The following is a 22,372-nucleotide window of genomic DNA, read 5'->3' on the forward strand; positions in this document are numbered from 1 at the left end:
GGACCTTCACCTACTCCGTCGTCTGCGATTGTCGGCTGGCCCGTCGCTGCTCCCGGATCAACCGGTCCATCTCGCCCTGTTCCATGTGTCCCCAGAAAACAAAGGTGTAGACTTCCGGCTCTCCGAACAATTCCTCCAGCGTCATTCCGGGAAACGTATCGATCACATGCCGCCGATCACGCTTGCGCTTTTCAGCCTCGGCCTCGGTAATGGTGCCGTCTTTGGCCTTTTCCCGCAGTTGAAACCAGTCGCCCGGCCACAAACCGTCCCGCAGCCGCATGGTCACGCCCTTCATCGTGGACTTGCGATAAAACTGAAAAGCGAAATTTTCCGCGCCCATTTCAATACCCGCGGGTGGCCATGTGCGCTGGGACTTATCCTCGCCCTTCATGACCAGGTCAAAAAGGTCCATGGGGCCGCCGGCCGACCTGCTGATCACCATCAGGTCGTCCAGATTCGGGGTTTCTTCGCCGAACAAGATCTCCAGGCCGTAGCGCACGGCCATAAAGCCCAATGTCGCGCCCGGACAGGCGTTTCCATGGAAATCATAGGCATCGCACAGACTGATAAGGCGTTCCTGTCCGCCCTGAATCACTGTCAGCGGCGGCAGATCCCGCGCCGATTGGGGATACTCCGCCTTCTCCGCCCAGGCCGCCCCAGCCATGGCAACCACCATGGACATGAACAGACATCCGATGTTCCAACGCAATACCGTCTTCCAAGTCATGCTTCCTCCAAACAGGTTGATGTTCATGATATTGTTTCCTGCCTTGATTGCTTATTTTTTCGGGATTTTATCGATGACCATCACTTCCTCGAGATATTGAAGACATGGAATCGCAACAGAAAAACCTACGATAAAGAAACCGAAATTCTTTTTCATTACTGGCCGATACTTTTCTCAAACATGATTAGCCAACAGACTTCTTTCATTTTTCGGGATATTCGACTATTTTGGTACGTATTTTTTCATAAAATCGAAAAATGACCTCAAAAGCAACGAGTGGGATTCAAATAGAGAAGAATATCCTGACTGTCAACAAATCTGATAGCCACTTTCAAAATCCAAGCATTCTTCCCGGGTCACGCCCCTCACTTCTCCGAACTCACCGGCTTCAGGCGCCAATTCCCCAGCTAGACGCAACCTTCCTCCACTTGTTCGGACATCGGGGTCCAGCGCCAGGAGCCGGATGCCGAACGCAGCATGGCAATGGTCGACAAGCGGAGTACGCATATAAAACCCAAAGGCGTCTTGGGCGTACTCCAGGGTACTCTTTGCAAACACATTGACATGCCCGTCCATGCCTCGTTAACAGTCCGTCCGAAAGCATGACCTTTTCTTTACCTTCCCTTCCATTTTCCATTTTGGTCAAGGCTTGCTCCCCTGATATTACACCTGGCGAGGGATTCCTTCATGCATCCGTGGGACGTTTTCCTTCGGGCATTCCCGAACCTGGATCATGCCGCGAGGTTGGCGTCGGCTCGGATCAGGCCGGATGAGAGTTGCCGGTCATGCTTGATGACTGATGGTGTGGTGTTCAGAAGCCGCGGATGAAAGAATCGAAATCGGAATCGGATTATCTTGAACGAGGAACTCCCCATGCGACACATCGACATCCTGGTGAAGGGCGGGACCGTCCTGACCATGGACGAAGCGGACACGACAATCACGGACGGCGCCCTGGCCATTCACGGCCCGGATATCATCGCCGTGGGGCGCAAGGAGGATCTGTCGCGCTCTTTCACGGCGGACACGGTCATCGACATGCCCCTTTCCATCATCATGCCGGGGCTGGTCAACGCCCATACCCACGCGGCCATGACCTGCTTCCGGGGCATCGCTGACGACATGGAGCTGATGGACTGGCTGAACAACTATATCTTTCCAGCCGAGGCCAACAACGTCGACCCGGAACTGGTCTACTGGGGCAGCCTGCTGGCCTGCGCGGAAATGATCCGATCCGGAACCACGACCTTTTCGGACATGTATCTGTTTGAAGAGGAGACCGCCAAAGCCGCGAAACAGGCCGGCATGCGCTGCGTGATCGGCGAAGTCTTGTTCGACTTTCCCTCGCCCAACGCCAAAACCTCCCAGGAAGGCTTGGCCTACACGGAAAAAATGCTTCGAAAATGGGCCGACGATCCGCTCGTAAACGTCATGGTCGAACCCCACTCCCTGTACACGTGCTCGCCTGATCTCTGGAAATCGGCCACGGCCTTGGCCGATGCGTACCAGGCTCCCCTGGCGACCCACCTTCTGGAAAACGGGGCCGAGTCCAGACAGCTCCTGGAAAAACTGGGACAACGGCCTACAATGTTTCTCAAGAAGATCGGCGCGCTGAACGAGCGGTTTTTCGCGTTTCATTGCGTGACCATGGATGATGAAGACATGCGGATTTTTGCCGATCATGGCTGCAAGGTGGTCCATAACCCTGAAAGCAACATGAAACTCGCTTCAGGAGTGGCCCCGGTCCCGGCCATGCTCGAGAAGGGCATTCCCGTGGGTCTGGGCACGGACGGCTGCGCCAGCAACAACAATCTGGACATGTTTCAGGAAATGGACACCGCGGCCAAGCTGCATAAATCGGCGTTGCTTGACCCCGTTGTCATGTCCGCGAAGACGGTGGTCCACATGGCAACCCGCGAGGGGGCCCGGGTTCTTGGCCTGGACCGGCAAATCGGCGTCCTCAAGACCGGCATGAAGGCGGATGTCTGCGTCATCGACATGAACAAGCCCCACCTGACCCCCCTGTACGATGAATATTCCCACCTGGCCTATGCCGTTTCGGGTTCGGACGTGGACACGGTGCTGATCAACGGGCGCATCGTGATGCGCAACCGCGGCCTGACAACCCTGGACGAGGATGCGATCATGGCCCGGGTCCGTAAAATTGCCTTGAAAATCCGGGCCGGTCTGCGGCCGAATTCCTGAGCCGTCACGCTGCTGCCGACAACCATGAGCATACTGATCAAAAACGCCTTGCACGAAGGCCGGGAAGTCGACGTCCTGATCCAGGGCGAACAGATCGTCGCGGTGGGTTCGGACCTGCCAAATCAGGCTGAGACAGTCATCGACGCCGCGGACAAGGCCATCGTTCCCGCGCTGATCAATGCCCATACCCATGCGGGCATGACGTTGCTGCGCGGATATGCCGACGACATCGACCTGCATACGTGGCTGCATGAGCACATCTGGCCTCTGGAACGGAAGTTGACGAAGGAGGACGTCTACTGGGGCGTAAAACTGGCTTGCCTGGAAATGATTAAAACCGGGACCACGTTTTTTTGCGACATGTACTGGCATATGCCCGGCGCCGTCCGGGCCGTGGAGGACATGGGCCTGCGGGCCATGCTCTCCCTGCCATTCATCGACTTCAACGATTCGGGACAAGCATCCAAGTTCAAGCAACGGGCCCAGGATTTTTTCGACCAGAAACACGAAACCTCACACCGCATCCATTACGCCTTGGGGCCGCATGCCATCTATACCGTGTCCAGGGATTCATTGATATGGCTGGCCGAATTCGCCCGGGGCAAGAATCTGATCCTGCACATCCATTTGGCGGAAACCCAACGGGAAGTTGAGGACTGCGTGGCGGCCCACGGCACGACGCCTGTTCGTTATCTGAAGGAAATCGGCTTTCTCGGCCCGAATGTCCTCGCGGCCCATGCCATCTGGCTGGACGACGAGGAAATGCGCATCCTGGCCGAACACGACGTCAAGGTCGCCCACTTGCCCGCTTCCAACATGAAGCTCTGCTCCGGGGCCTTTCCGTATCGCCGGCTGCACGGCCTGGGAATTTGCATCGGCCTGGGCACGGACGGCTGCTCCTCCAACAACAATCTGGACATGTTCGAGGAAATGAAGTTCGCGGCCCTGAGCCGCAAAACCGTGACCGGAGACCCCACGGTCATGCCCGCGCCGGAAGCCTGGGCCTGCGCCACGGTCAACGGGGCAAAAATTTTCGGCCTGAACGCCGGACGCATCGCCCCGGGCATGCTCGCGGACTGTCTGCTGTTGGATCTGAACCACCCCCAACTCGTCCCGAACCACAACCTGATTTCCAACCTGGTCTACGCCGCCAACGGCGACTGCGTGGACACCACCATCTGCGCCGGGAAGATCCTGATGCAGGGCCGCCAGGTGCCCGGAGAACGGGAGATCATCCAGGAAGTCAAAGCCCGTGTCCGTGCTTTGCTTCAGCGGTAGCTTCGTCATGAGCAGGTTCCCGAGAGATTACGGCACCCAATCGAAATCGCGATCGAAATCGAAATCGAGAAGCGACTGCCGATATCATGCCTTGAAGCACGTTTGTTGAAGACCGATTTCGATAGCGATAGCGGCGATTTCGATTTCGATCACGATGCATTGAAGAGTCGAGAAAAAGAACATCCCGCTGCCCTGCCCTCCTCCCCTGAAACCTGCCCCCGAGACCCTCCGGTGACCGAACAGAAGCCCCCCTCCTCTCCCGCCTCCTTCACGGGCCGCATCGCCCGCAACGCCTCCGTGGTCGCCGCGGGCACCGTGGCCAGCCGGATTCTCGGTTTTCTGCGGGACATGACCATTGCCTTCGCCCTGGGCGCGGGCATCTGGGCGGACGCTTTTTTCGTGGCCTTCCGCCTGCCCAATTTGCTGCGCAGGCTGTTTGCCGAGGGCTCCCTGACCATGGCCTTCATCCCGGTCTTTTCCCGGACCTGGCGGGAAAAAGGGAGCCAGGAGGCCTTTGTCCTGGCCAGGTCCGTGCTGGTCTGGCTGACGGCGATCCTGACGGTGATCTGCGTCGCGGCCATGATCTGGGCCGAACCGTTGACCCTGCTCATTGCCCCGGGCTTTGGCCGGGACCCGGAAATCCTGGCCGGGACCGTGACCCTGGTCCGGATCTGCTTTCCCTACATCCTGTTCATCTCCGCCGTAGCCCTGTGCATGGGCGTGCTCAACTCCCTGAACCACTTCTGGGCCCCGGCCGCGGCTCCGTGCATCCTGAACCTGGGCCTGATCCTTTCCGCCCTGCTGGCCATGGCCATGGGCTGGGACGTGGCCCTGGCCCTGGCCTGGGGTGTCTGCCTTTCCGGCCTGGGCCAGTGGATGCTTCAACAGCCCTATCTGCGCCGGTTCGGATTGTCCTGGCGCGGTCCGGTGGATCTGAAGCATCCCGGAGTCAAACGGATCGGCTCCCTGATGCTGCCCACGGTGTTCGGTGCGGCGGTCTACCAGATTAATATCCTCATCGGCACCCTGCTGGCCTCGCTGCTGGCCGCCGGGAGCATTTCCTATCTCTATTACGCGGACCGGCTGGTCCAGCTTCCCCTGGGCGTGTTCGGCGTGGCCCTGAGCACCGCGGCCCTTCCCAGCCTGTCACTGCTGGTCGCGGGGCAGGACATGGAAGGATTTCGGCGGACCCTGAACACCACCCTGAGCATGACCCTGTTCGTCTGCCTGCCCTCGGCCGCCGGTCTGGCCGGAATGAGCCTGCCGATCATCGATACGGTGTTCGGGCGCGGCGCGTTCGGGGATGACGCCGTGCGGGCCACGGCCTGGGCCCTGGTGGGCTACAGCGTCGGCCTGCCGGCCTTTGCCTGCGTCCGGCCATTGATCTCGGCATTTTACGCCCTGGAGGACACCCGCTCCCCGGTCCTGGTGGCCGCGGTTTGTCTGCTGATCAACGTGGCGTTGAGTCTGGTGCTGATGCGTCCCCTGGCCCACGTCGGCCTGGCCCTGGCCGCGGCGCTCAGTTCCTGGGCAAACGTGCTCTTTCTCGGCGCAATCCTGCGCCGCCGGTTCGGCCCCTGGTTGACCATTGGCCCGCAACTGACGCGGATGACCTTGCTCAGCGCGGCCCTGGGCGGCGCGGCCCTGGCGGCTTCCGTGCTGGGCAAGCCTGCTCTGCTGCTGATCCCGGCATTGGCGGCCCTCTACGGCCTTACCGCCTTGAAGTGGAACATCGACGAAGCCCGGATGACCTGGGACCTGTGCCTCAAACTGCGGAGCAGGTATCAACGTCGCCCCGGCGAGCCGACCTGATCCCTCTCTCACGACGCGGACCGACTCTCCATTCTTGACGTTTTTCACGTCTCGGCTCGTTTTTTTTGCTGGCAAACAAACGAATCGTCTGGTAATGCGGACACGGAAGCCCGGACATCGCCATGCAGCCATGAGAACACTGATCCTGGATAGCGAGTCTCGAGTCTGAAGCATCCCTCCGAGCATTCATCCGCGTACCAGCAACCGAACCTGGTCCTACGGTGTACTATGGCCCATTCTCCACGCGACACGCCCTTGGTTTTGATCATCGACGATGATCCCACGAATCGAGTGGTGCTCCAGCGGATACTGGCTTCTTCCGGATTCGCGACGATTCAGGCCGAAACCGGTAGTGAAGGCCGAAGCCATGCCCTGACGCACTGTCCGGATTTGATCCTGCTGGACATCATGATGCCCGGCGAAAGCGGTTTTGAAACCTTGCTCCGGCTCAAGGAAGAACCGGTCACCGCCGCCGTCCCGGTCATTTTTCTCTCCGCCCTGGACGATCTCGGCTCCAAGGTCAAAGGATTTGAACTGGGCGCAGTGGACTATGTCACCAAACCTTTCGAGCCCCTGGAGATTCTGGCCCGGGTCCGGACCAACCTGAAGGTGGCGCGGGCCTATCGGAGCGTGATCGCCGAACAGGCCGAGAAGCTGCGCCAGATCGGCGAGGCCCAGCAGTCCATGCTTACCAAGCCCGAAGAGCATCCTGAAGCTAATTTCGCCGTCTTCTACGAGCCCATCCTGGAAGCCGGAGGCGACTACTACGACGTGTTCCCGGTCAGCGGAGGATTCGGCTATGTCGTCGCGGACATCAGCGGGCACGACCTGAAGACCTCCTTCATCACTTCCGGGGTCAAAGCCCTGCTGCGCCAAAACGCCAGCCCCCTGTTCACCCCCGTGGAAACACTGACCACCATCAACAACGTCCTGCACGACGTCCTTCCGCCGGGAAGATTTCTCACGGCGGCCTATGCCGTGCTCAACGGCAGGCGCGACCACCTCACGGTTCTCTCGGCCGGCCATCCACCTCCGATTTTCATGGGAAAAAATGGCGAAGTGGAAATCCTCCGCGCCGAGGGCGATATACTCGGCCCGTTCCCGCACGTCTTCCTGAACCCCATTTCCCGTCCCGTAGCCGAGGGCGACAGAATTTTTCTCTATACCGACGGTCTATTGGATGTGAATGAGAGCGAAGGCCATGCGTTACACGACGATCTCCAACTGCTGATCCAAGTCTGCGAAGAGTGTCGATCCCTGCCGTTGGCGGCCTGCCCTGGCCATATTCAGGCCCGGATATTGCAAATAGCCAAGGCCCGTGACGATGTCGTGCTGCTGGCCGTCGAGGTGTAACCATGCGAATTGCATCGCGGACAGGTGACAGTGTGAGGTTGGAACTGCCATCCAACCTCGCGGAGGTGGATCAGGTTTGTCACTTGGTTCAAGGTCTGCTGCAGGACAAGCTTTCCACCGAGGATCATTTCATGATTCTCCTGTGTCTGCGCGAAGCCCTGACCAACGCCGTCATCCACGGCAACCGATCAGATCCGGAAAAAACCGTGACCTGCACGGTCGCCATACAGCCGGAACTCTTTGAAATCGTCATCCAGGATCAGGGCACGGGCTTTGCCTGGCAAAACCAAAAGTGGGAACTGCCCCCTCCAACCAGTGAATCCGGACGCGGCTTGGCGATCATGCGGAGTTACTTTGAAGAAATCGAATTCAACAAGAGCGGCAGCCAAATGACGCTGCGCAAGAGGCTGGAACCTCCAGGAGCAAGAGAGATGTTGCAAATACACCAAGATGGATCAAAAATCGTGGCCAAGGCCACTGAAAACATGGTCGGCTCGAAAACCGACGAGCTACGGATGGAGTTTACAAAGCTGGTTCAAAACGACCGAATCGACCTGACCATTGACCTGAGCGCCGTGGACATGGTGGATTCCATGGGCATGGGACTGCTCGTGGCCACGCACAACTCCCTGAAGGCCAGACAGGGCAGCCTCTCGCTGATCAACGTCAAGCCGGATATTTACAACGTGCTGGTCGTCATGCGCCTGGACAAACACTTCACCATTCAAAAGACCAAGTGACCCCCCGGTCCGCATCCGCTCGCCGCAACGGCGACCGCCGCCCCTGACCCCAAACAGTGAGACCCGCATATGTCTGACGATTTGTTGGCCGCATTTATCGAGGATTCCAAGGAACACCTGGAAAGCATCGAATCCGATATCATGGCTCTGGAAGACCTGGAAGGAGCCTATGATGAGGAATTGATCAACCGGATTTTTCGAACGGCCCATTCCATCAAGGGCGCGGCCGGTTTTTTCGGCTTGAACGCCATCGGTTCCCTGGCCCACAAACTGGAAAACGCCCTGCATCTGATGCGCGACCAGAAATTGCGCCCGGATCGGCCCACCTGCCAGATCCTGCTGGAAGGCTTCGATCAGCTCAACGCCATGGTCAACGACCCCGGAAGCAGCGAGTGTCTGGACATTTCCGACATGCTGTCCCGCGTTCAAGGGCTGCTCACTCCGGAGGTCAAGCTCGGCACGGAAACGGCCATGAGCCTGCCCTCGCCAAAAGGCCAATCCATTTTCGACGTGGACATGTTCACCCTGGACCAGGGGCTCAAGGGCGGCAAGTTCCTCTACCACATCGAATTCGACCTGATCCACGACATTCACCGCAAGGACAAGACGCCCTACGACATCATCAAGACCCTCCAGGACTCCGGCTTGATCCTGGACTGCAAGGTGGACTTTGATGCCACGGGTACCCTGGAGGACGGCTTTGCCCAGCGTATCCCACTGAACGTCCTGTTCGCCTCGATCATCGATCCGGATGTGATCGGGATGTTGATCGACGTTCCGGCGGAACGGATCAGGGAACTGGAAAAATCCATGTTCCAGACTCAATCTCCGCAAGGCGAAAAAGCCGCCCCCCCGCAGGCATGCACCCTGGGCGACGATTCACCCTGGAAGATGGAGGACTCTCAAGCCGTCCTGCTGTTTGGGGAGCGGTTCGAGCTGTCTCAAATTGATGAGTTTCGCCGCTGCTTTCTCGAAGCTCCGCCCAATAACGCAAATCTGCGTCTGGACATGAGCGATACCCGGCATGTGGATGCCGCAAGCCTGCAAGCCCTGGCCTCAGCCCTAAAAACCTGCGCCGGCCTGAATCGCGGCTTGTCGGTCGTCATCGCCCAAGAGCTTCGCGAGCAATTCCAAAAATTCGGCTTTGCCTGGATGCTGGAAAACGGATCATGAGCGCGCTTTTCCAAATGTTCATCGATGAATGCCGGGAGCTGTTGGCGGAACTGGAGACCGCCTTGCTGGAACTGGAGACAGACCCGGGCAACATCGACGGTGTACATCGCATTTTTCGCGCCCTGCACACCATCAAAGGATCAGCGGGCATTGTCGGCCTGGACGATGTTCGTGAATTGACCAACGACCTGGAAACCCTGTTCGACCTGGTCCGGTCCGTGAAAATTCCCTATACGCCCGAACTGGCTTCCGTCTGCTTTCGCTACAAGGATCTTCTGATTGACTACCTCAAAAATCCGGAAAAAGGCCTGCCGGCAGACAAAACACCTCGGATACTGGCGGACCTGGAACAATTACTGAATGCATCCGAGCAACCTCCTTCCCTGGTCGCGGACTCCGCTCCCGAGGGCTGTCCCACCGGAGGCGAAGCCGGTCCCGGGGCCCAAGCGCCAATCAGGCTGTATCACCTGCACTACCACCCCGCGGATAAACCTTTCGACGCCCTGGACCCCTTGGACTTCCTCAGCCAGATGCAACAGCTCGGTTCCTGCGAGATCCATGCGTCTCCGGAACATATCCCCACGCTGGACAGCCTGGAACCGTCGCGGTGCGCCACGAGTTGGGACGTGATTCTGCGCACCGATGCGGACGAGGATGCTATTAGGGACGAGTTTCTGTTTTTGGACGACCCCGGGGACGTGAGCCTCTTTCGGGAGATCGACGCCGACGAGACGGCCAAGCTCCGGCAGGCCCAGAACGTGCAAGTCTCCGAGCTGTTGGCTGCGGCTGGCCGGTCTTCCACTCCGCCCCTGGGCGACGAGGATGCCGAATTCGAATTGCCCGAGCCCGCTGAAACACCATCCGCTCCCGAGCCAACCTCCCCGACGGCTCTTTCTCCCCAACCCACTGCTCCCCCCGTTCCGCCCCAGGCCGCTTCTAAGGCTGAGCCGCGCAAAGCCCCTCCTGCCGGCGGCGTCAAGGCCGAGGAGATCGCCTCCATCCGGGTCAGCACCACCAAGTTGGACGACATGGTCGATCTGGTCGGGCAGTTGGTCATTGTCCAGGCCCGGCTGAAACAGATCGAATCCGAACTGCACAACCCCCTGCTTACCTCGGTCAGCGAGGAAATCGAACGCTTGAGCGGCGATCTGCGCGAACGGACCCTGTCCCTGCGCATGCTGCCCATCGGTTCGACCTTCAACAGATTCCGCCGCCTGGTCCGGGACTTATCTTCGGAGTTGGACAAGGAAATCGAACTGAAGACCAACGGCGCTGATACAGAGCTGGACAAGACGGTCATCGAAAAACTCAGCGACCCCCTGGTGCACATCCTGCGCAACAGCATCGACCACGGCGTCGAATCCGCCGAAATCCGTCAGGCCCAGGGCAAGCCCGCCAAGGGCACGATCACCCTCTCCGCCATGCAAAGCGCCGGGCAGGTGCGGATCATCATCGAGGACGACGGCGGGGGCATCGACCCGAACAAGATCTTCGCCAAGGCCGTGGAGCGGGGCCTGGCCAGGACCGATGCCCGGCCTTCGGACCGGGACGTGCTCCAAATGATTTTCACCCCCGGCTTTTCCACGGCCGAAAAGGTCACCGCGGTTTCCGGCCGCGGGGTGGGCATGGACGTGGTCAAGCGCTCTCTGGAATCCCTCAAGGGCACGGTGGAAATCGACAGCCGCCCCGGCCAGGGCACGGCCATCAGCATCGGCCTGCCTCTGACTCTGGCGATCATCGAAGGCCTGCTGGTGACCCTGGGCGATGAATACTACGTCATCCCGCTTTCCGATGTCCTGGAATGCGTCGAGATCCAGCGCGGAGACGCCGAACCCGAGCGCATCGCCAAGGCCTACGACGTACGAGGCGAACTGCTGCCCTGCTTGGTGTTGCGCAACTGGTACCACATGGGTTCCACGGGGCCGGAAATCGAACAGGTGGTGGTGGTCCAGGCCAGCAACCGCCGCGTCGGACTGGTCGTGGACAGCATCGTGGGTCAGCTCCAGACCGTGATCAAAGGCCTGGGCCGTGTGTTCAACGGGATGAAGGGCCTCTCCGGAGCCACGATCATGGGCAACGGGGCCCTGGCCCTGATTCTGGACGTGGTCTCCCTGGTCACCGAGCTGGAACGCCACGAAGACGCCGGAGCGGGCCGAAACCGACGAGCCAACCCTCCGCATTGACATTGAAAGCATTGGAACTACGATACGGAAGTCGGTAAAGTCGACAGCCAAGTAAACCAAATCTTCAGTCAAGGAGAAATCGTCATGGAAAGCGCGACCCTTTCTGCAAGCAAAGAGGAACGCAGGGCCAAGGTGATCGAGGTCCTGAACAAGGCCCGGGCCATGGAACTGCACGCCATTACCCAGTACATGAACCAGCACTACGCCCTGGACGACATGGACTACGGCGAACTGGCCGCCAACCAGAAACTCATCGCCATCGACGAAATGCGTCATGCCGAGATGTTTGCCGAGCGAATCAAAGAACTGGGCGGCGAGCCTACCACGGACCCCGCTGCCAAGACCCAGAAAAACCAGGACGTGGAAACCATCTTCTCCTTCGACGCCGGTCTGGAAGACAACACCGTGGACGTCTACAACCAGTTTCTGCTGGTCTGCCGGGAAAACGGCGACAGCATCAGCATGAAGCTCTTCGAGCAGATCATCGACGAGGAACAGGCCCACTTCAGCCACTTCGACAACGTAGCCGGCCACATCAAAAACCTGGGCAACGTCTACCTCTCCAAAATCGCCGGCACCTCCGCCTCCACCGGCGGCTTCGGCAAGGGCTTCGTCATCAATCAGGGCGCGGCCTGATCATCACGCAAAAAGGGCGGCCCGCACGGGCCGCCCTTTTTCTTTTCCGATTCTCCCAGGAAACTCCAATTTTTAGAGCGAGTCGCCTAAATCACCCATCGCTCTCACTGCCGCGCACCCGCTTCGACGGTCGCGGGCAAGCCGTCCCCTTCCCTTCTCTTCGCACCGTAAAACAAAGTATACATCACCGGAATAACCACCAAAGTGATCAGAGATGAGCTGGCTAGGCCGCCGATGACCACGCGGGCCATGGGAGCTTGGGCTTCGGCGCCTTCGCCCCAGCCCAGGGCCAGAGGGGTCAGGGCCAGGGCCGTGGTCAGGGTGGTCATCAGAATCGGACGCAGTCGGCGTCGTCCGGCTTCCTGGACGGCGTCCATGGGCGAGAATCCTTTGTTTTTACGCAGGTTAGAGGACTGGTCCACGATGAGGATGGCGTTGTTGACCACGATTCCGCCGAGCATGATGCAGCCGATGAAGCTCTGCACGTTCAGCGTGGTCCCGGAGAGCAGCAGCATCAGGACCACGCCGATAGCGGCCAGGGGCACGGCGAACATGACCACCAGCGGGTCGCGCAGGGATTCGTAAAGGCAGGCCATAACCATGTATACCAGGATCAGGGCCAGGATCAGGGCCAGGGTCAATTCCCCGAAAGCTTCCTGCTGCTCCTCGTAATCCCCGGCAAAAACGATTTCATAATCCCGGGGGACCGGGATTTCCCGCAGGGCTTCGCGCACATCCCCGGCCACGGCCCCCAGGTCCCGTCCGCTGATGGCCGCGGAGATCGAGGTGATGCGCTGCTGGTCCTTGCGGTCGATCTGGATCGGACCGCGACCGCTCTCCACGGTAACGACGTTGCGCAGCATGACCTGTTCTCCGGCGGCGTTGAGCATGGTCAGGTCCAGGATATCCTCGATGCCCATCCGCTCGGCCTCGGCCAGCTTGACCAGGATGCGATACTCATAGCCGCCCTCCCGATAGTTCGCGGCCCGGCTCCCGGCGATGGCGGTTTCCAGGGTTCGGGCGATCTTGGTGGCGGACAAGCCCAAGTCCGCGGCCCGGGTCCGGTCGATGCGGAAGAGTTCCTGGCGCACCCCGGCCTCGCGGCTGAGCCGGACGTCGGTGATGCCCGGAACGTTCTCCATCAGGGCGGCGACCTCGGCGGCCAGGGCGTCCAGGCGGTCCAGCTCCCAGCCGCGCACTTCCACGACCATGCTGTCCCCATCCCCGGCGCCCATCCGAAAAATAAACAGGCCCTGACCGGCCCGAGTGCGGACCACGGTTCCGGGAATCCCGCTCAAGGCCGGACGCAGGGCCGCGGCGATCTGTTCGCTGCTTCGGGTCCGCTCGGCAGCCGGAACCAGGGCCATGCGGATTTCAGCCCGAGACCCGCCTCCCCCCCGCCAGCCCGAGGTGCCGACGTTGACGACCATGTTTTCGATTTCCGGAACCTGTTTCCAAACGATCTCCTCGATTCTTCGAACCTGGGTGTCCACCACTTCTAACCGCGTTCCCACCTCCATTTCGATATTGACCCGCACTTCGCCCTCATCCGTGCTGGGCATGAACTCGGACCCAAGGCGTGGAATCAGGGCCAGCGCACCGGCGAACACCAAAACGGCCAGCCCCAGGGTGACCATCCTGTGGCGCAGCACCCAGCGCAGCAGATCCAGATAGGCGTCCTCCAGCTCCTTGAACATCCGTCCGCTGAAGGCATACATCCGCCCCCGCACTCCCACGATGGGCGAAACGGTCCCGGTCGTGGGCCGCAGCAACCGCGCGGAAAGCATGGGAACCACGGTCAAGGCCACCAGCAATGAACAGATCAAGGCAAAGGCCACCACGTAGGCCAACTGCCGGAACATCACCCCGGCAATCCCTTCCAGAAATATCATCGGCAGAAAAATGACCAAGGTCGTGATGGTGCTGGCCATCACGGCTGCTCCAACCTCGTTGGTGCCCTGGACGGCAACGGCCTTGCCCTCTCCGCCTTGTTCCCGCAACCGGTAGATGTTTTCCAGGACCACGATGGCGTTGTCCACCATCATCCCCACACCCAGGGCCAATCCGCCCAGGGTCATCAGGTTCAGGGTGAAGCCGCCGAAATAGATCAGGGTAAAGGTGGCGATGATGGAAATGGGGATGCCCGTGGCTATGACCAGGGTGCTGCGAATGTTGCGTAGAAAAAAGAGCAGGACCAGCACGGCCAGTGCCCCGCCGAACAAGATGGACCGTCCGACGTTTTTGATGGACTGCTGAATGTACTTGGATGTGTCGATGATCGGCGTGATCTGAAGCTGGGAGAAGTCCGCGTTGATCCGTTCCAACTCCCGAAGCACGGTCTGGGCCACCTGCACGGTGTTCGTCCCGGCCTGCTTGCGTACGGCCAGACGCACTCCTGGCTCGCCGTTGATGCGGATGATCCGGGTCTGGCGCTGGTGCCCGTCCACGACCTCGGCCAATTGACCAAGATAGATGGGCGCCCCGTCCCGGACGGCGACCACGGTGGAGCGAATTTCCTCCAGGCTGGTGAATTCTCCTGGAGTACGCAGGGTAACCTCGAATCGGCCCTGGTCAATGGTCCCGGCAGGCACGTTGATGTTGGCTTCGCGCACGGCCTGGACAATCTGCTCCAAAGAAAACCCCAGGGAGCGGACCCGGTCCGGATCAACATTGATCTGGATTTCCCGCTCCAATCCTCCCCAAATGTCCAGAGCGGCCACGCCGGGAATCCGTTCGATGCGCTGCTTGACCTGGTTGTCGATCACCAGGCGCATTTCCACCGGGTCCAGTCGGCTGGATGCTCCAAGGATCAGAATCGGAAACTGGGCCGCGTCGAACTTGAACAACTGTGGCCGGTCCGCCGAGTCGGGCAGCCGACCGGCGATGCGGTCCAGCCGATCCCGGATGTCGTTGGACGCCGCGTCCAGATTCGTGCCCCAGGAAAAGGAAACCCGTACGGAACTTTGGCCCTCGGAAGAGACCGAGGTGATCTCTTCCACTCCCGGAACCGCGGCCACGGCTTCCTCCACCAGCCTGGTGACCAACTCCTCCATTTCCTCGGGGCTGGCGTTCTCGTAGGACGTCATCACGGTCAAGGTGGGAAAGGTCAGTTCCGGCATCAAATCGATGGGTAGCCGGGACAGGGACACCCCGCCCAGAATCACCACGATCAGGACGACCATGATGGTGAAGATCGGGCGGGAGACGCTTTGTTGGGTGATGTACATGGAGGGAGGGGTAAGGTTAGTTGTCGGTGACAATGCGGACGGATGAGCCGTCCTCCAGGAGGTGCTGCCCCAAGGTGACCACGTCGCCGGAGAGGTCTTCGGGCTCCAAGATCTGGGACATGCCTTCCTCGGAGATGCCGACCCGCACGGCAACCAGCCGGACCGTGTCGTCGTCCTGGATCACGAAGACGCTCTGTTGGCCATCACGCCGGACCAAGGCCGCGGAAGGGAGCAGGACCGCGTTCTCAGCTCGGGACAACTCCAACCGCGCCCGGACGAACATGCCCGGCTTCATCAGCCCTTCGGGGTTGGACAGCTCCAGTTCGACCCTGGCTTGCCGGGAAGCCTCCCGAAAGACCGGGGCGATCCGGGTCACATGTCCCTCAAAGGAGTGATCGGGCAAGGCGTCCACGGCTACGAGGGCCTGCTGTCCGACCCGAATCCGGGCATAGTCCCGTTCCGTGACGTGAAAGACCGCCCGCACGGCACTGACATCCAGGACGCTGAGCAAGGGGGTGTTGGCGGACAAGGTCGCCCCTTCATCAACAAACCGTTCGCCCACTACCCGTGGAGGCTGGGGGCCGTTTTCAGGCCAGGAAGCCTCGATCCGGGCATAACTCATCCGAACCTCAGCGGCCCGCAACGCGGCCTGGCGTTGTTCGACCTGGGCCATGGCCACGCGCAGGCGGGCCTGTTGGGCGAGATACCGGGAGCGAGTAAGATCCAGCTCGGCCTGGGAAGTGACCATTTGGCCCCGTAAGGACTCGATCCGGACAAACTCCTTTTCCGCGACGTCCAGTTCACTGCGGGCCTCTTCCAGATTGGCCCGGGCCACGGCCAGCTCGGCCCGAGCCTGCTCCACCTGCTGCACGAACTCCGCGTCCTCCAATTGAGCGATAAGTTGACCGCGCCCGACCGGGTCGCCCACGTCCACGAACAGCTTTTCCACCCGTCCTGAAATCTTCGATGCGACATCGAAGTGAGCCCGGGGCGACAAGGTGCCGGAAAAGGTCCGAATATCACGAACAATTCCAAGCTCCACGGGCGCGGCTTGGACGGCGACAGCCGGACTTCCGGCGGGCCTTCCGGTTCCCGGCTGTTGGGGGTCGGGTTGCAGTGCCCGGTAGGTCATCCAGCTCAAGCCGACGAAAAGGATCAGCAAAACAAGCGGCAAAACCACCCGCCGCGGTCGTCGAGACATGGTCGTGCTCCGTGATTGTTCAAGCAATGGTTGAAATTCAGAGAGATGGGGGAAAGCATACCAACATGTCCTTCCTTTCGAAACGGTCGAAAAGGGCAGATCATGGTATACAAAGGGTGTGCCAGAATCTGAGATCGTTAAATATCGTTATATTACAATCCAGTTGCGTTAAATCGCCTCCTCCTCTTGCGCAAAAAACTGCACAACAACGCTGCACAAGTGTGCAATAATCCGCACTAACAGTACAGGATTTCGTCGGAAGGCCAATCTCCTGTTATCCAGGTGCCTCCCGCGTTTCAATCTCCAGCGGTTTCTGGGCGATAGGCGTATACACCAACGGATGCGAACGCGAGGGGACACAAAAAAAACGGCTCGAAGCGCCGCGAAAACTCGACACATCGAACCGGGATGATGGGTGGTTTGAACAGAGTCGTCGTTCAGTGCCGTAGAGACGGACAGAAAGCGACATGGAGCGGCACTCGCCGAAAACTCGATTAATCGATCACGCCGCGAAACAGCTTTTTGAACACGGAGCCGCCACAGTATCCGGTTTCCTGGGCCATGCGCAGGGCACGGGAGTCCCCCAGGGCCGCGGCGGAACGAAAATCACGGCAGGCCAGGTCACGCTTGTCCATCTTCATGTACAACAGACCGCGGTTGTGGAATGCCGAGGCCAGGCTGGCATCCTGGAGGATGGCCTTGGAGAAGTCCGTCACGGCCTTGTCCGGAAACCCGGCGTCGGCCAGGGCTAAGCCGCGTTCATTGAGCAATTCCGGATTGTCGGGGGCAATGTCCAAGGCCCGGGTCAAAAAATCCGCCGCGGCTTGGGGATTGGTGTATCGCTGACCGTTCCAAAGCATACGGGCTTGACGCAGCCAGTCCTGGACGCTTTTTTCCGGCTTGGCCGCGACGACGGAAAGAGATTCTTCTTGGGCTTGTTTGGACGAGGCCGAAGCAGCGAGGCCCTCTGGCGTTGGGACCGGAGCTGGCTTTTGAACAGCTTCGCACAATTCCTCGAGCTTGTCGGCCAGGGCGGCGTGTTCCTTTTCCAATACAGCCAGGCGCTCATCCTCGTTTGCGGCACGCTCTTCCAGAGCGCTTTTCAGTGCATTCAGGCGAGCGTCCACACGGCTCCCCAGGGCAAGGATGTCCTGCTCCCGATCAACGAGAAGATTGGCGGCCTGCTCCGCCATCCGGCTTTCCAGGTTGGCCACCCGTTGAGTGGCGTCCTGAGAAGCGTTTTGAGCGGCACCCTGGGCCGTCTTCTTCAGCTCGCCGAGTTCCTTCCGCAAGCTCTTTTCCAGGCCAGCAATGCTTTGAGTACTTGCCTTGAGAGCACTCCGCAGTTCCTCGACGGTCTTCTTCCAAGGGCGATTTTCCAGGACCGCGAGTTCCTTGTCCAGACGCTGTTGACCCAGAACAGCCATTTCTCCAACAGTCTGAAGCTGTTTCTCGTTAATGTTCCACCGGGAGTCAAAATCCGCGAGGCTCTGTTCCAAGCGCCCCAGTCCAGTCTTCAAGGCTTCGAGTTCCTGTCCGCTGGATTCCTGAAAAATCTTCTGCCCCTCGGCGACCTTTTTCAGCTCTTCGCGAAACTCAAGGGCAATGGCCTCAAGTTCGGCCTTGGTAAGCTTCGAGCTCGAACCGGCGCTTGCACTGGATTTGCTGGAGCTGGACTTGCTTGTCTTCTGCTTCGACACGTTGATTCATCCCCCTTTAGATGTCTTTGGAGACAAGAGCGTTGGACGAAACCCGGTTTTGCATACGCCTTGTCTCCAGCCGCCTTCTGGCGGCGATCCGTCGCAATACCGGCTTGGACGCGAAAAACACGATCCGATCAGCGGTTGAGCGAATCGGGTTACCGACCTTCTCCGGTGTTTTCAAGCTCCTTGGCCAAGGATTGGAGCATCTCCTCAACACGTTCCAGGGTCTCACGTTGCTCCTCCGTCTCCACCTGAGACCCCAAAAAAGCCGTCTTGCCCGCGGTGTCTCGCAGGAAACCGGCCACAAGCTGTTTGCGAACAATCTCCGGCAGGGCCTGCAAGGCCAACATCTGCTCTTCCAGGTTCTCTACCCCGGCCCCCAATTGCTTCTGGCCCTGCCCCAGTGATTCGAGTTCATCTCGCACGGCAACCCGTTCCAATTCCAAAATCCGCCCCATCTCTTCCTGGGTCGAGGCCATGTGGCCGCTTTGAATGTGCAGATCGCCGAGTTGCTCCGCCATCTTGCTCACTTGACTGTTGAGAACGATGTAGACCCCGCTGCTGACGACCAAGGCCAAGGCGGCGGAGAGGAACAGGACGGCCCCCCACCCTGGACCGGAAGGACGTTCCAGGACTTCGTCCTCCTTGAATTTCCCGGTGGCCGCAGACGCATCATCGGCTTGCGGAGCAGCGGGAGATTGGAGTTCTCCCGAAGCTGTGAAAGGGGCTGTGGAAGACGTTTCAATGTTATCATCTCCGGAAGCGTTCCGTTCATCATTCTCGGAGACAAGCTTCTCTTCCGTTTCAGGCGTGGAGGATGTCTTTTCCATCGTGGACTCCATGGTAATCTGAAGGGTTTGCGAGGAGGATTCCGTGGAAGATATCTCGGCGGCAACAGCCCCTCGTCGCCATGTCGCCGACGAGTCTCTCCGTTGCTCTTCCGGTTCGGTGGTTTCAAATGACGAATCGGATTTCGGCTCTTGTCCAGGATCTGGCTCAAGGTCCGGCTTTGATTCCGGCTCCGGTTCAGGGCTTAGCTCGCTTTCAAGGTCCGCGAGTTCTCTCTTTGATTCAGCCACCGAGCGTTTCAGGCGGAAATGCTCGCTCAGGTAGGACAGGCTGGTCAACATGAACCCCGCCGCGAAAAGAATCGGGATCAGGACAAAAAAGGGCAGGCTGAACTCCACGGACAACAACCCCGGCCAATGGACCACCATGGGCGGGGCCGGGGACAGGGACAGGATTTCCGCGTTTTGCACCGCGCCCATGGCGATTGCCACGCAGAATAAAAGGAAGAACAGAATTTTGACGTGCTTCATATCGGCTCCATATTCCCGGCTTCACGAAACAATGCCCGATAAAAACTCGGTCTCAGGCCTGGAGGGCGGCCAGTTCCTTGTATTCCAGATTGACCCGCTCCCGGGCAAGGGTCAGCGTCTCCAAGGCTTGCTCATGGGCCTTGCGATTGCCGGCCTCCAGCATCTCCCAAACCCGTGCCGGATGGGCTTCCAACGAGGCCCGCCGTTCCCGCATGGGCTCCAGAAATTCTCCAAGGCTCTGTAAAAGCAGCTTCTTACAGTCCACGCATCCCAACGTGGCCTGGGTGCAGCCGGAGACGATCTCGGAGCGCTGAGCGGCATCCGTCATCAGCATGTGGTAGGGGAACATGTTGCATTGATCCGGGTTGCCGGGGTCTTTTTTGCGCATCCTGTTGGTGTCCGTGAGCATGCTCATGATTTTCGGCGTGACCTGCTCCATGGATTCCGAAAGATGGATGGCGTTGCCGTAGCTTTTGCTCATCTTCCTGCCGTCCAGGCCGGGGAGCTTCTGCGCCTCGGTCAGTTTGGCCTGGGGCTCCGGAAAGAGCGGAGTGTAAAGGAAGTTGAAGCGCCGGGCGATTTCCCGGGTCAGCTCCAGGTGCGGCAATTGATCTTGGCCCACTGGAACGAGCTGAGGGCGGTAAATCAGGATGTCCGACGCCATGAGCACCGGATAGCCCAAAAAACCGTAGGTGCTCAAGTCCTTGGAGCCCTCGAGTTCGCCTTTCACTTCTTTATAGGTGGGGTTGCGCTCCAGCCAGCCCAGGGGGGTGATCATGGACAACAGCAATTGCAGTTCGGCATGCTCTTTGATCTGGGACTGCAGGAACATCGTGCATTTTTCCGGGTCCAGTCCAGCGGCCACCCAGTCCATGACCAATTCGGGAACGAACTGCTTGATCCTGCCCGGGCTGGCGTACTCGCTGGTCAAGGCGTGCCAGTCGGCCACGAAAAAAAAGCACTCGTACTCTTCCTGCAGGGCGATCCAGTTGACGAGTACGCCGAAGTAATGGCCCAAGTGCAGCGGCCCGGTAGGCCGCATTCCGGAAACAATGCGTTGCGGGGTCGTGGACATGAAACCGATCTTCCTCAAGAAATGTGGTTAAAACAGTCTAAAAAACTCGATCTGCTCAAATGAATCGATCAAAGCAAGATATTGGTAAAGAATCTGACCATCGGCAGCAGGACGCTTTGCAGCACGCCGGTCATCAACAACAAAATGATGACGACAAATCCGTAACGCTCAAAACCGTAGATCATACGAACGCCGCTGGCGGGTAGAAACCCGGCCAGGATCTTCGCGCCGTCCAGCGGTGGGATCGGAAGCAGGTTGAAAATACCAAGAATCAGATTGACGAGCACCCCATACTGGGCCATCAGGGCCAGCGGCTCGATCACGCTCATCCCTGCCCCCCCGAGTGTCGCGGCCAGAAAGATCAAGGCGTGGAACAGGAAGGCGAAGGCCAATGCCAGGGCAAAGTTGGTACCCGGACCAGCCAGGGAGACCAGCATCATCCCTTTGACCGGGTTTTGGAAGTAGCGGGGATCAACCGGAACCGGCTTGGCCCAGCCGAAAAGAAAGGGGCTTTTGATCAGGACGAGAATCAGCGGAAAGAGTATCGTGCCCACGGGATCGACGTGGCGGATGGGGTTGAGGGTGAGTCGTCCGGCGTGCTTGGCGGTGGGGTCACCCAAGCGCCATGCCGCGTAGCCGTGAGCCGCTTCATGGCAGGTGATGGCGATGAGCACCGGCACGGCCATGATCGCCAGTTCGCGGATGAAAGATGCTATGTCGTACATATTTCATCAGATTACCACGCTTGACCGATAGAGGCAAGAAATGGCCTCGCCGGTTGGTACCGGGACGGCTTCCCACCTTGAACAACCTCAAGCATGTCGGCTATGTTTTCACGCCATGCGGGAATTTTCCTTTGATCCTCGCAAACTATAAGGACACCACTATGCCCATCGAATCTATCTACCCCGAGGAACTTCCCGCGTTCAGCGCCAAGCTGAAAGAAGCCGAGTATACCCTGGTGGACGTCCGCCAGCCTGGCGAATACCGGGAGGGCCATATCCCCGGCTCCCGGCTGCTGCCTCTGCCGGAAATTGAAGGCCATCTGGACGAACTGGCTACGACCCCAAACCTTGTCTTCTATTGCCGCAGCGGCGCGCGCTCTCAGGTTGCGGCCAACCTGGCCCAGGCCAACCTGCCCGCGGGTACCCGCATCCTGAACCTGATCGGCGGATTCACGGCCTGGGAAGGCCGCCCTCTGGCCGACATGCCTCGGCTGGAAGTGTTCGCCCCGGGCCGGGAATCGTTTGATACCACGTCCCAAGCCCTGCTGCGGGCCATGGAACTGGAAAAAGCAGCCCAGCTATTTTACCAAGCCGCGGAAAGCAAGGCCACATCTCCGAAAATGGCCGCGACGCTGGCGACCTTGGGCAAGGTGGAACGCACCCATGCCCGGGTGATCTTCCACCGCCTGCAACGCGCCGACGCGGAGTATGCCCATCAGAATTTTGAAACCTGTTTCGATGGATTGAGCGGGGATATTCTAGAGGGCGGGGAGTCGCTGGAAGCCGTCGTGGCGCGACTCGGCAGCCTTGGCCCCGACGGGACGGACGGCGACTTTTGCCTGTCCGTGACCGAACTGGCGCTGATGATCGAGACCGCGGCGTATGACCTGTACAAGAACCTGGCCGGAGTCCATGCGGGAACGGAACTGGAACCGGTCTTTCTGGAACTGGCCGAGGACGAACTGAAGCACCAGCGTCTGCTGGTCCGGCTCTTACCGGAGTGCGCGGCGTGACA

16 protein-coding genes are annotated in these 22,372 nt (G+C 59.5%); 9 read left to right on the plus strand and 7 right to left on the minus strand.

Translation table 11 applies throughout. From position 1 onward, the window contains the following. Positions 1 to 10: 10 nt before the first annotated feature. Entirely contained in the window at positions 11 to 727 is a 717-nt protein-coding gene (locus tag C6366_RS10890) for an FmdE family protein (RefSeq protein ID WP_146164831.1), read from the minus strand. Positions 728 to 1,600: 873 nt separating this feature from the next. Here C6366_RS10890 and C6366_RS10900 point away from each other — a divergent pair. The 8 genes from C6366_RS10900 to C6366_RS10935 all read left to right on the plus strand — a co-directional run bounded on the left by C6366_RS10900 (position 1,601) and on the right by C6366_RS10935 (position 12,107). Beyond that, complete coding sequence (locus C6366_RS10900) at positions 1,601 to 2,932, plus strand: amidohydrolase (RefSeq protein WP_107737881.1); 1,332 nt, start codon at positions 1,601 to 1,603, stop codon at positions 2,930 to 2,932. Positions 2,933 to 2,956: 24 nt separating this feature from the next. After that, positions 2,957 to 4,210, plus strand: a complete 1,254-nt coding sequence (locus C6366_RS10905) for an amidohydrolase (RefSeq protein ID WP_107737883.1) — start codon at positions 2,957 to 2,959, stop codon at positions 4,208 to 4,210. Positions 4,211 to 4,315: 105 nt separating this feature from the next. After that, positions 4,316 to 6,022: a murein biosynthesis integral membrane protein MurJ gene (gene murJ / locus C6366_RS10910; protein ID WP_306460427.1), complete on the plus strand. Its 1,707-nt coding sequence runs from the start codon at positions 4,316 to 4,318 to the stop codon at positions 6,020 to 6,022. A 228-nt stretch (positions 6,023 to 6,250) separates the two neighbouring features. Beyond that, positions 6,251 to 7,375, plus strand: coding sequence for a PP2C family protein-serine/threonine phosphatase (locus C6366_RS10915; protein WP_107737884.1), 1,125 nt, complete (start codon positions 6,251 to 6,253; stop codon positions 7,373 to 7,375). A 32-nt stretch (positions 7,376 to 7,407) separates the two neighbouring features. After that, entirely contained in the window at positions 7,408 to 8,115 is a 708-nt protein-coding gene (locus tag C6366_RS10920; RefSeq protein ID WP_158269742.1) for an ATP-binding protein, read from the plus strand. A 69-nt stretch (positions 8,116 to 8,184) separates the two neighbouring features. Beyond that, positions 8,185 to 9,288 carry an Hpt domain-containing protein gene (locus tag C6366_RS10925; RefSeq protein ID WP_107737888.1) on the plus strand — a complete coding sequence of 368 codons (1,104 nt, stop codon included), beginning with the start codon at positions 8,185 to 8,187 and terminating at the stop codon, positions 9,286 to 9,288. Next, complete coding sequence (locus C6366_RS10930) at positions 9,285 to 11,471, plus strand: chemotaxis protein CheA (RefSeq protein WP_107737890.1); 2,187 nt, start codon at positions 9,285 to 9,287, stop codon at positions 11,469 to 11,471. The genes C6366_RS10925 and C6366_RS10930 overlap by 4 nt, the downstream gene beginning before the upstream one ends. 84 nt (positions 11,472 to 11,555) lie before the next feature. Beyond that, positions 11,556 to 12,107 carry a ferritin-like domain-containing protein gene (locus C6366_RS10935; RefSeq protein WP_107737891.1) on the plus strand — a complete coding sequence of 184 codons (552 nt, stop codon included), beginning with the start codon at positions 11,556 to 11,558 and terminating at the stop codon, positions 12,105 to 12,107. A gap of 104 nt (positions 12,108 to 12,211) precedes the next feature. Here the strand turns inward: C6366_RS10935 and C6366_RS10940 are convergent, their stop codons facing one another. From C6366_RS10940 to C6366_RS10965, 6 genes are all read right to left on the minus strand, one after another. After that, positions 12,212 to 15,334, minus strand: coding sequence for an efflux RND transporter permease subunit (locus tag C6366_RS10940; RefSeq protein WP_107737893.1), 3,123 nt, complete (start codon positions 15,332 to 15,334; stop codon positions 12,212 to 12,214). Between the two features lie 16 nt (positions 15,335 to 15,350). Beyond that, on the minus strand, positions 15,351 to 16,535 hold the full coding sequence (locus tag C6366_RS10945; RefSeq protein WP_107737895.1) for an efflux RND transporter periplasmic adaptor subunit: 1,185 nt from the start codon (positions 16,533 to 16,535) through the stop codon (positions 15,351 to 15,353). 494 nt (positions 16,536 to 17,029) lie between these two features. Further along, a complete protein-coding gene (locus tag C6366_RS10950; protein WP_107737897.1) occupies positions 17,030 to 18,235 on the minus strand; it encodes a hypothetical protein in 1,206 nt (401 codons plus the stop codon). A gap of 158 nt (positions 18,236 to 18,393) precedes the next feature. Continuing rightward, on the minus strand, positions 18,394 to 19,557 hold the full coding sequence (locus C6366_RS10955) for a lipopolysaccharide assembly protein LapA domain-containing protein (protein ID WP_107737899.1): 1,164 nt from the start codon (positions 19,555 to 19,557) through the stop codon (positions 18,394 to 18,396). Positions 19,558 to 19,609: 52 nt separating this feature from the next. After that, on the minus strand, positions 19,610 to 20,632 hold the full coding sequence (gene trpS, locus C6366_RS10960) for a tryptophan--tRNA ligase (RefSeq protein ID WP_107737900.1): 1,023 nt from the start codon (positions 20,630 to 20,632) through the stop codon (positions 19,610 to 19,612). A 68-nt stretch (positions 20,633 to 20,700) separates the two neighbouring features. Beyond that, a complete protein-coding gene (locus tag C6366_RS10965) occupies positions 20,701 to 21,357 on the minus strand; it encodes a site-2 protease family protein (protein WP_107737902.1) in 657 nt (218 codons plus the stop codon). Between the two features lie 161 nt (positions 21,358 to 21,518). On the opposite strand from C6366_RS10965, the gene C6366_RS10970 reads away from it, so the two are divergent. After that, positions 21,519 to 22,370: a rhodanese-like domain-containing protein gene (locus tag C6366_RS10970; protein ID WP_158269743.1), complete on the plus strand. Its 852-nt coding sequence runs from the start codon at positions 21,519 to 21,521 to the stop codon at positions 22,368 to 22,370. Positions 22,371 to 22,372: the final 2 nt, after the last annotated feature.

This window comes from Desulfonatronum sp. SC1 (assembly GCF_003046795.1).
In the GTDB taxonomy this organism is placed as follows: Bacteria; Desulfobacterota; Desulfovibrionia; order Desulfovibrionales; family Desulfonatronaceae; genus Desulfonatronum.

Excerpts from the sequence above, each read along its gene's own strand:
- C6366_RS10915 (WP_107737884.1), top strand. The coding sequence starts at position 6,251 with ATGGCCCATTCTCCACGCGACACGCCCTTGGTTTTGATCATCGACGAT.
- C6366_RS10945 (WP_107737895.1), bottom strand. The coding sequence starts at position 16,535 with ATGTCTCGACGACCGCGGCGGGTGGTTTTGCCGCTTGTTTTGCTGATC.
- C6366_RS10965 (WP_107737902.1), bottom strand. The coding sequence starts at position 21,357 with ATGTACGACATAGCATCTTTCATCCGCGAACTGGCGATCATGGCCGTG.
- C6366_RS10940 (WP_107737893.1), bottom strand. The coding sequence starts at position 15,334 with ATGTACATCACCCAACAAAGCGTCTCCCGCCCGATCTTCACCATCATG.
- C6366_RS10900 (WP_107737881.1), top strand. The coding sequence starts at position 1,601 with ATGCGACACATCGACATCCTGGTGAAGGGCGGGACCGTCCTGACCATG.
- C6366_RS10930 (WP_107737890.1), top strand. The coding sequence starts at position 9,285 with ATGAGCGCGCTTTTCCAAATGTTCATCGATGAATGCCGGGAGCTGTTG.
- trpS (WP_107737900.1), bottom strand. The coding sequence starts at position 20,632 with ATGTCCACGACCCCGCAACGCATTGTTTCCGGAATGCGGCCTACCGGG.
- C6366_RS10955 (WP_107737899.1), bottom strand. The coding sequence starts at position 19,557 with ATGAAGCACGTCAAAATTCTGTTCTTCCTTTTATTCTGCGTGGCAATC.
- C6366_RS10905 (WP_107737883.1), top strand. The coding sequence starts at position 2,957 with ATGAGCATACTGATCAAAAACGCCTTGCACGAAGGCCGGGAAGTCGAC.
- C6366_RS10970 (WP_158269743.1), top strand. The coding sequence starts at position 21,519 with ATGCCCATCGAATCTATCTACCCCGAGGAACTTCCCGCGTTCAGCGCC.
- C6366_RS10935 (WP_107737891.1), top strand. The coding sequence starts at position 11,556 with ATGGAAAGCGCGACCCTTTCTGCAAGCAAAGAGGAACGCAGGGCCAAG.
- C6366_RS10925 (WP_107737888.1), top strand. The coding sequence starts at position 8,185 with ATGTCTGACGATTTGTTGGCCGCATTTATCGAGGATTCCAAGGAACAC.
- C6366_RS10890 (WP_146164831.1), bottom strand. The coding sequence starts at position 727 with ATGACTTGGAAGACGGTATTGCGTTGGAACATCGGATGTCTGTTCATG.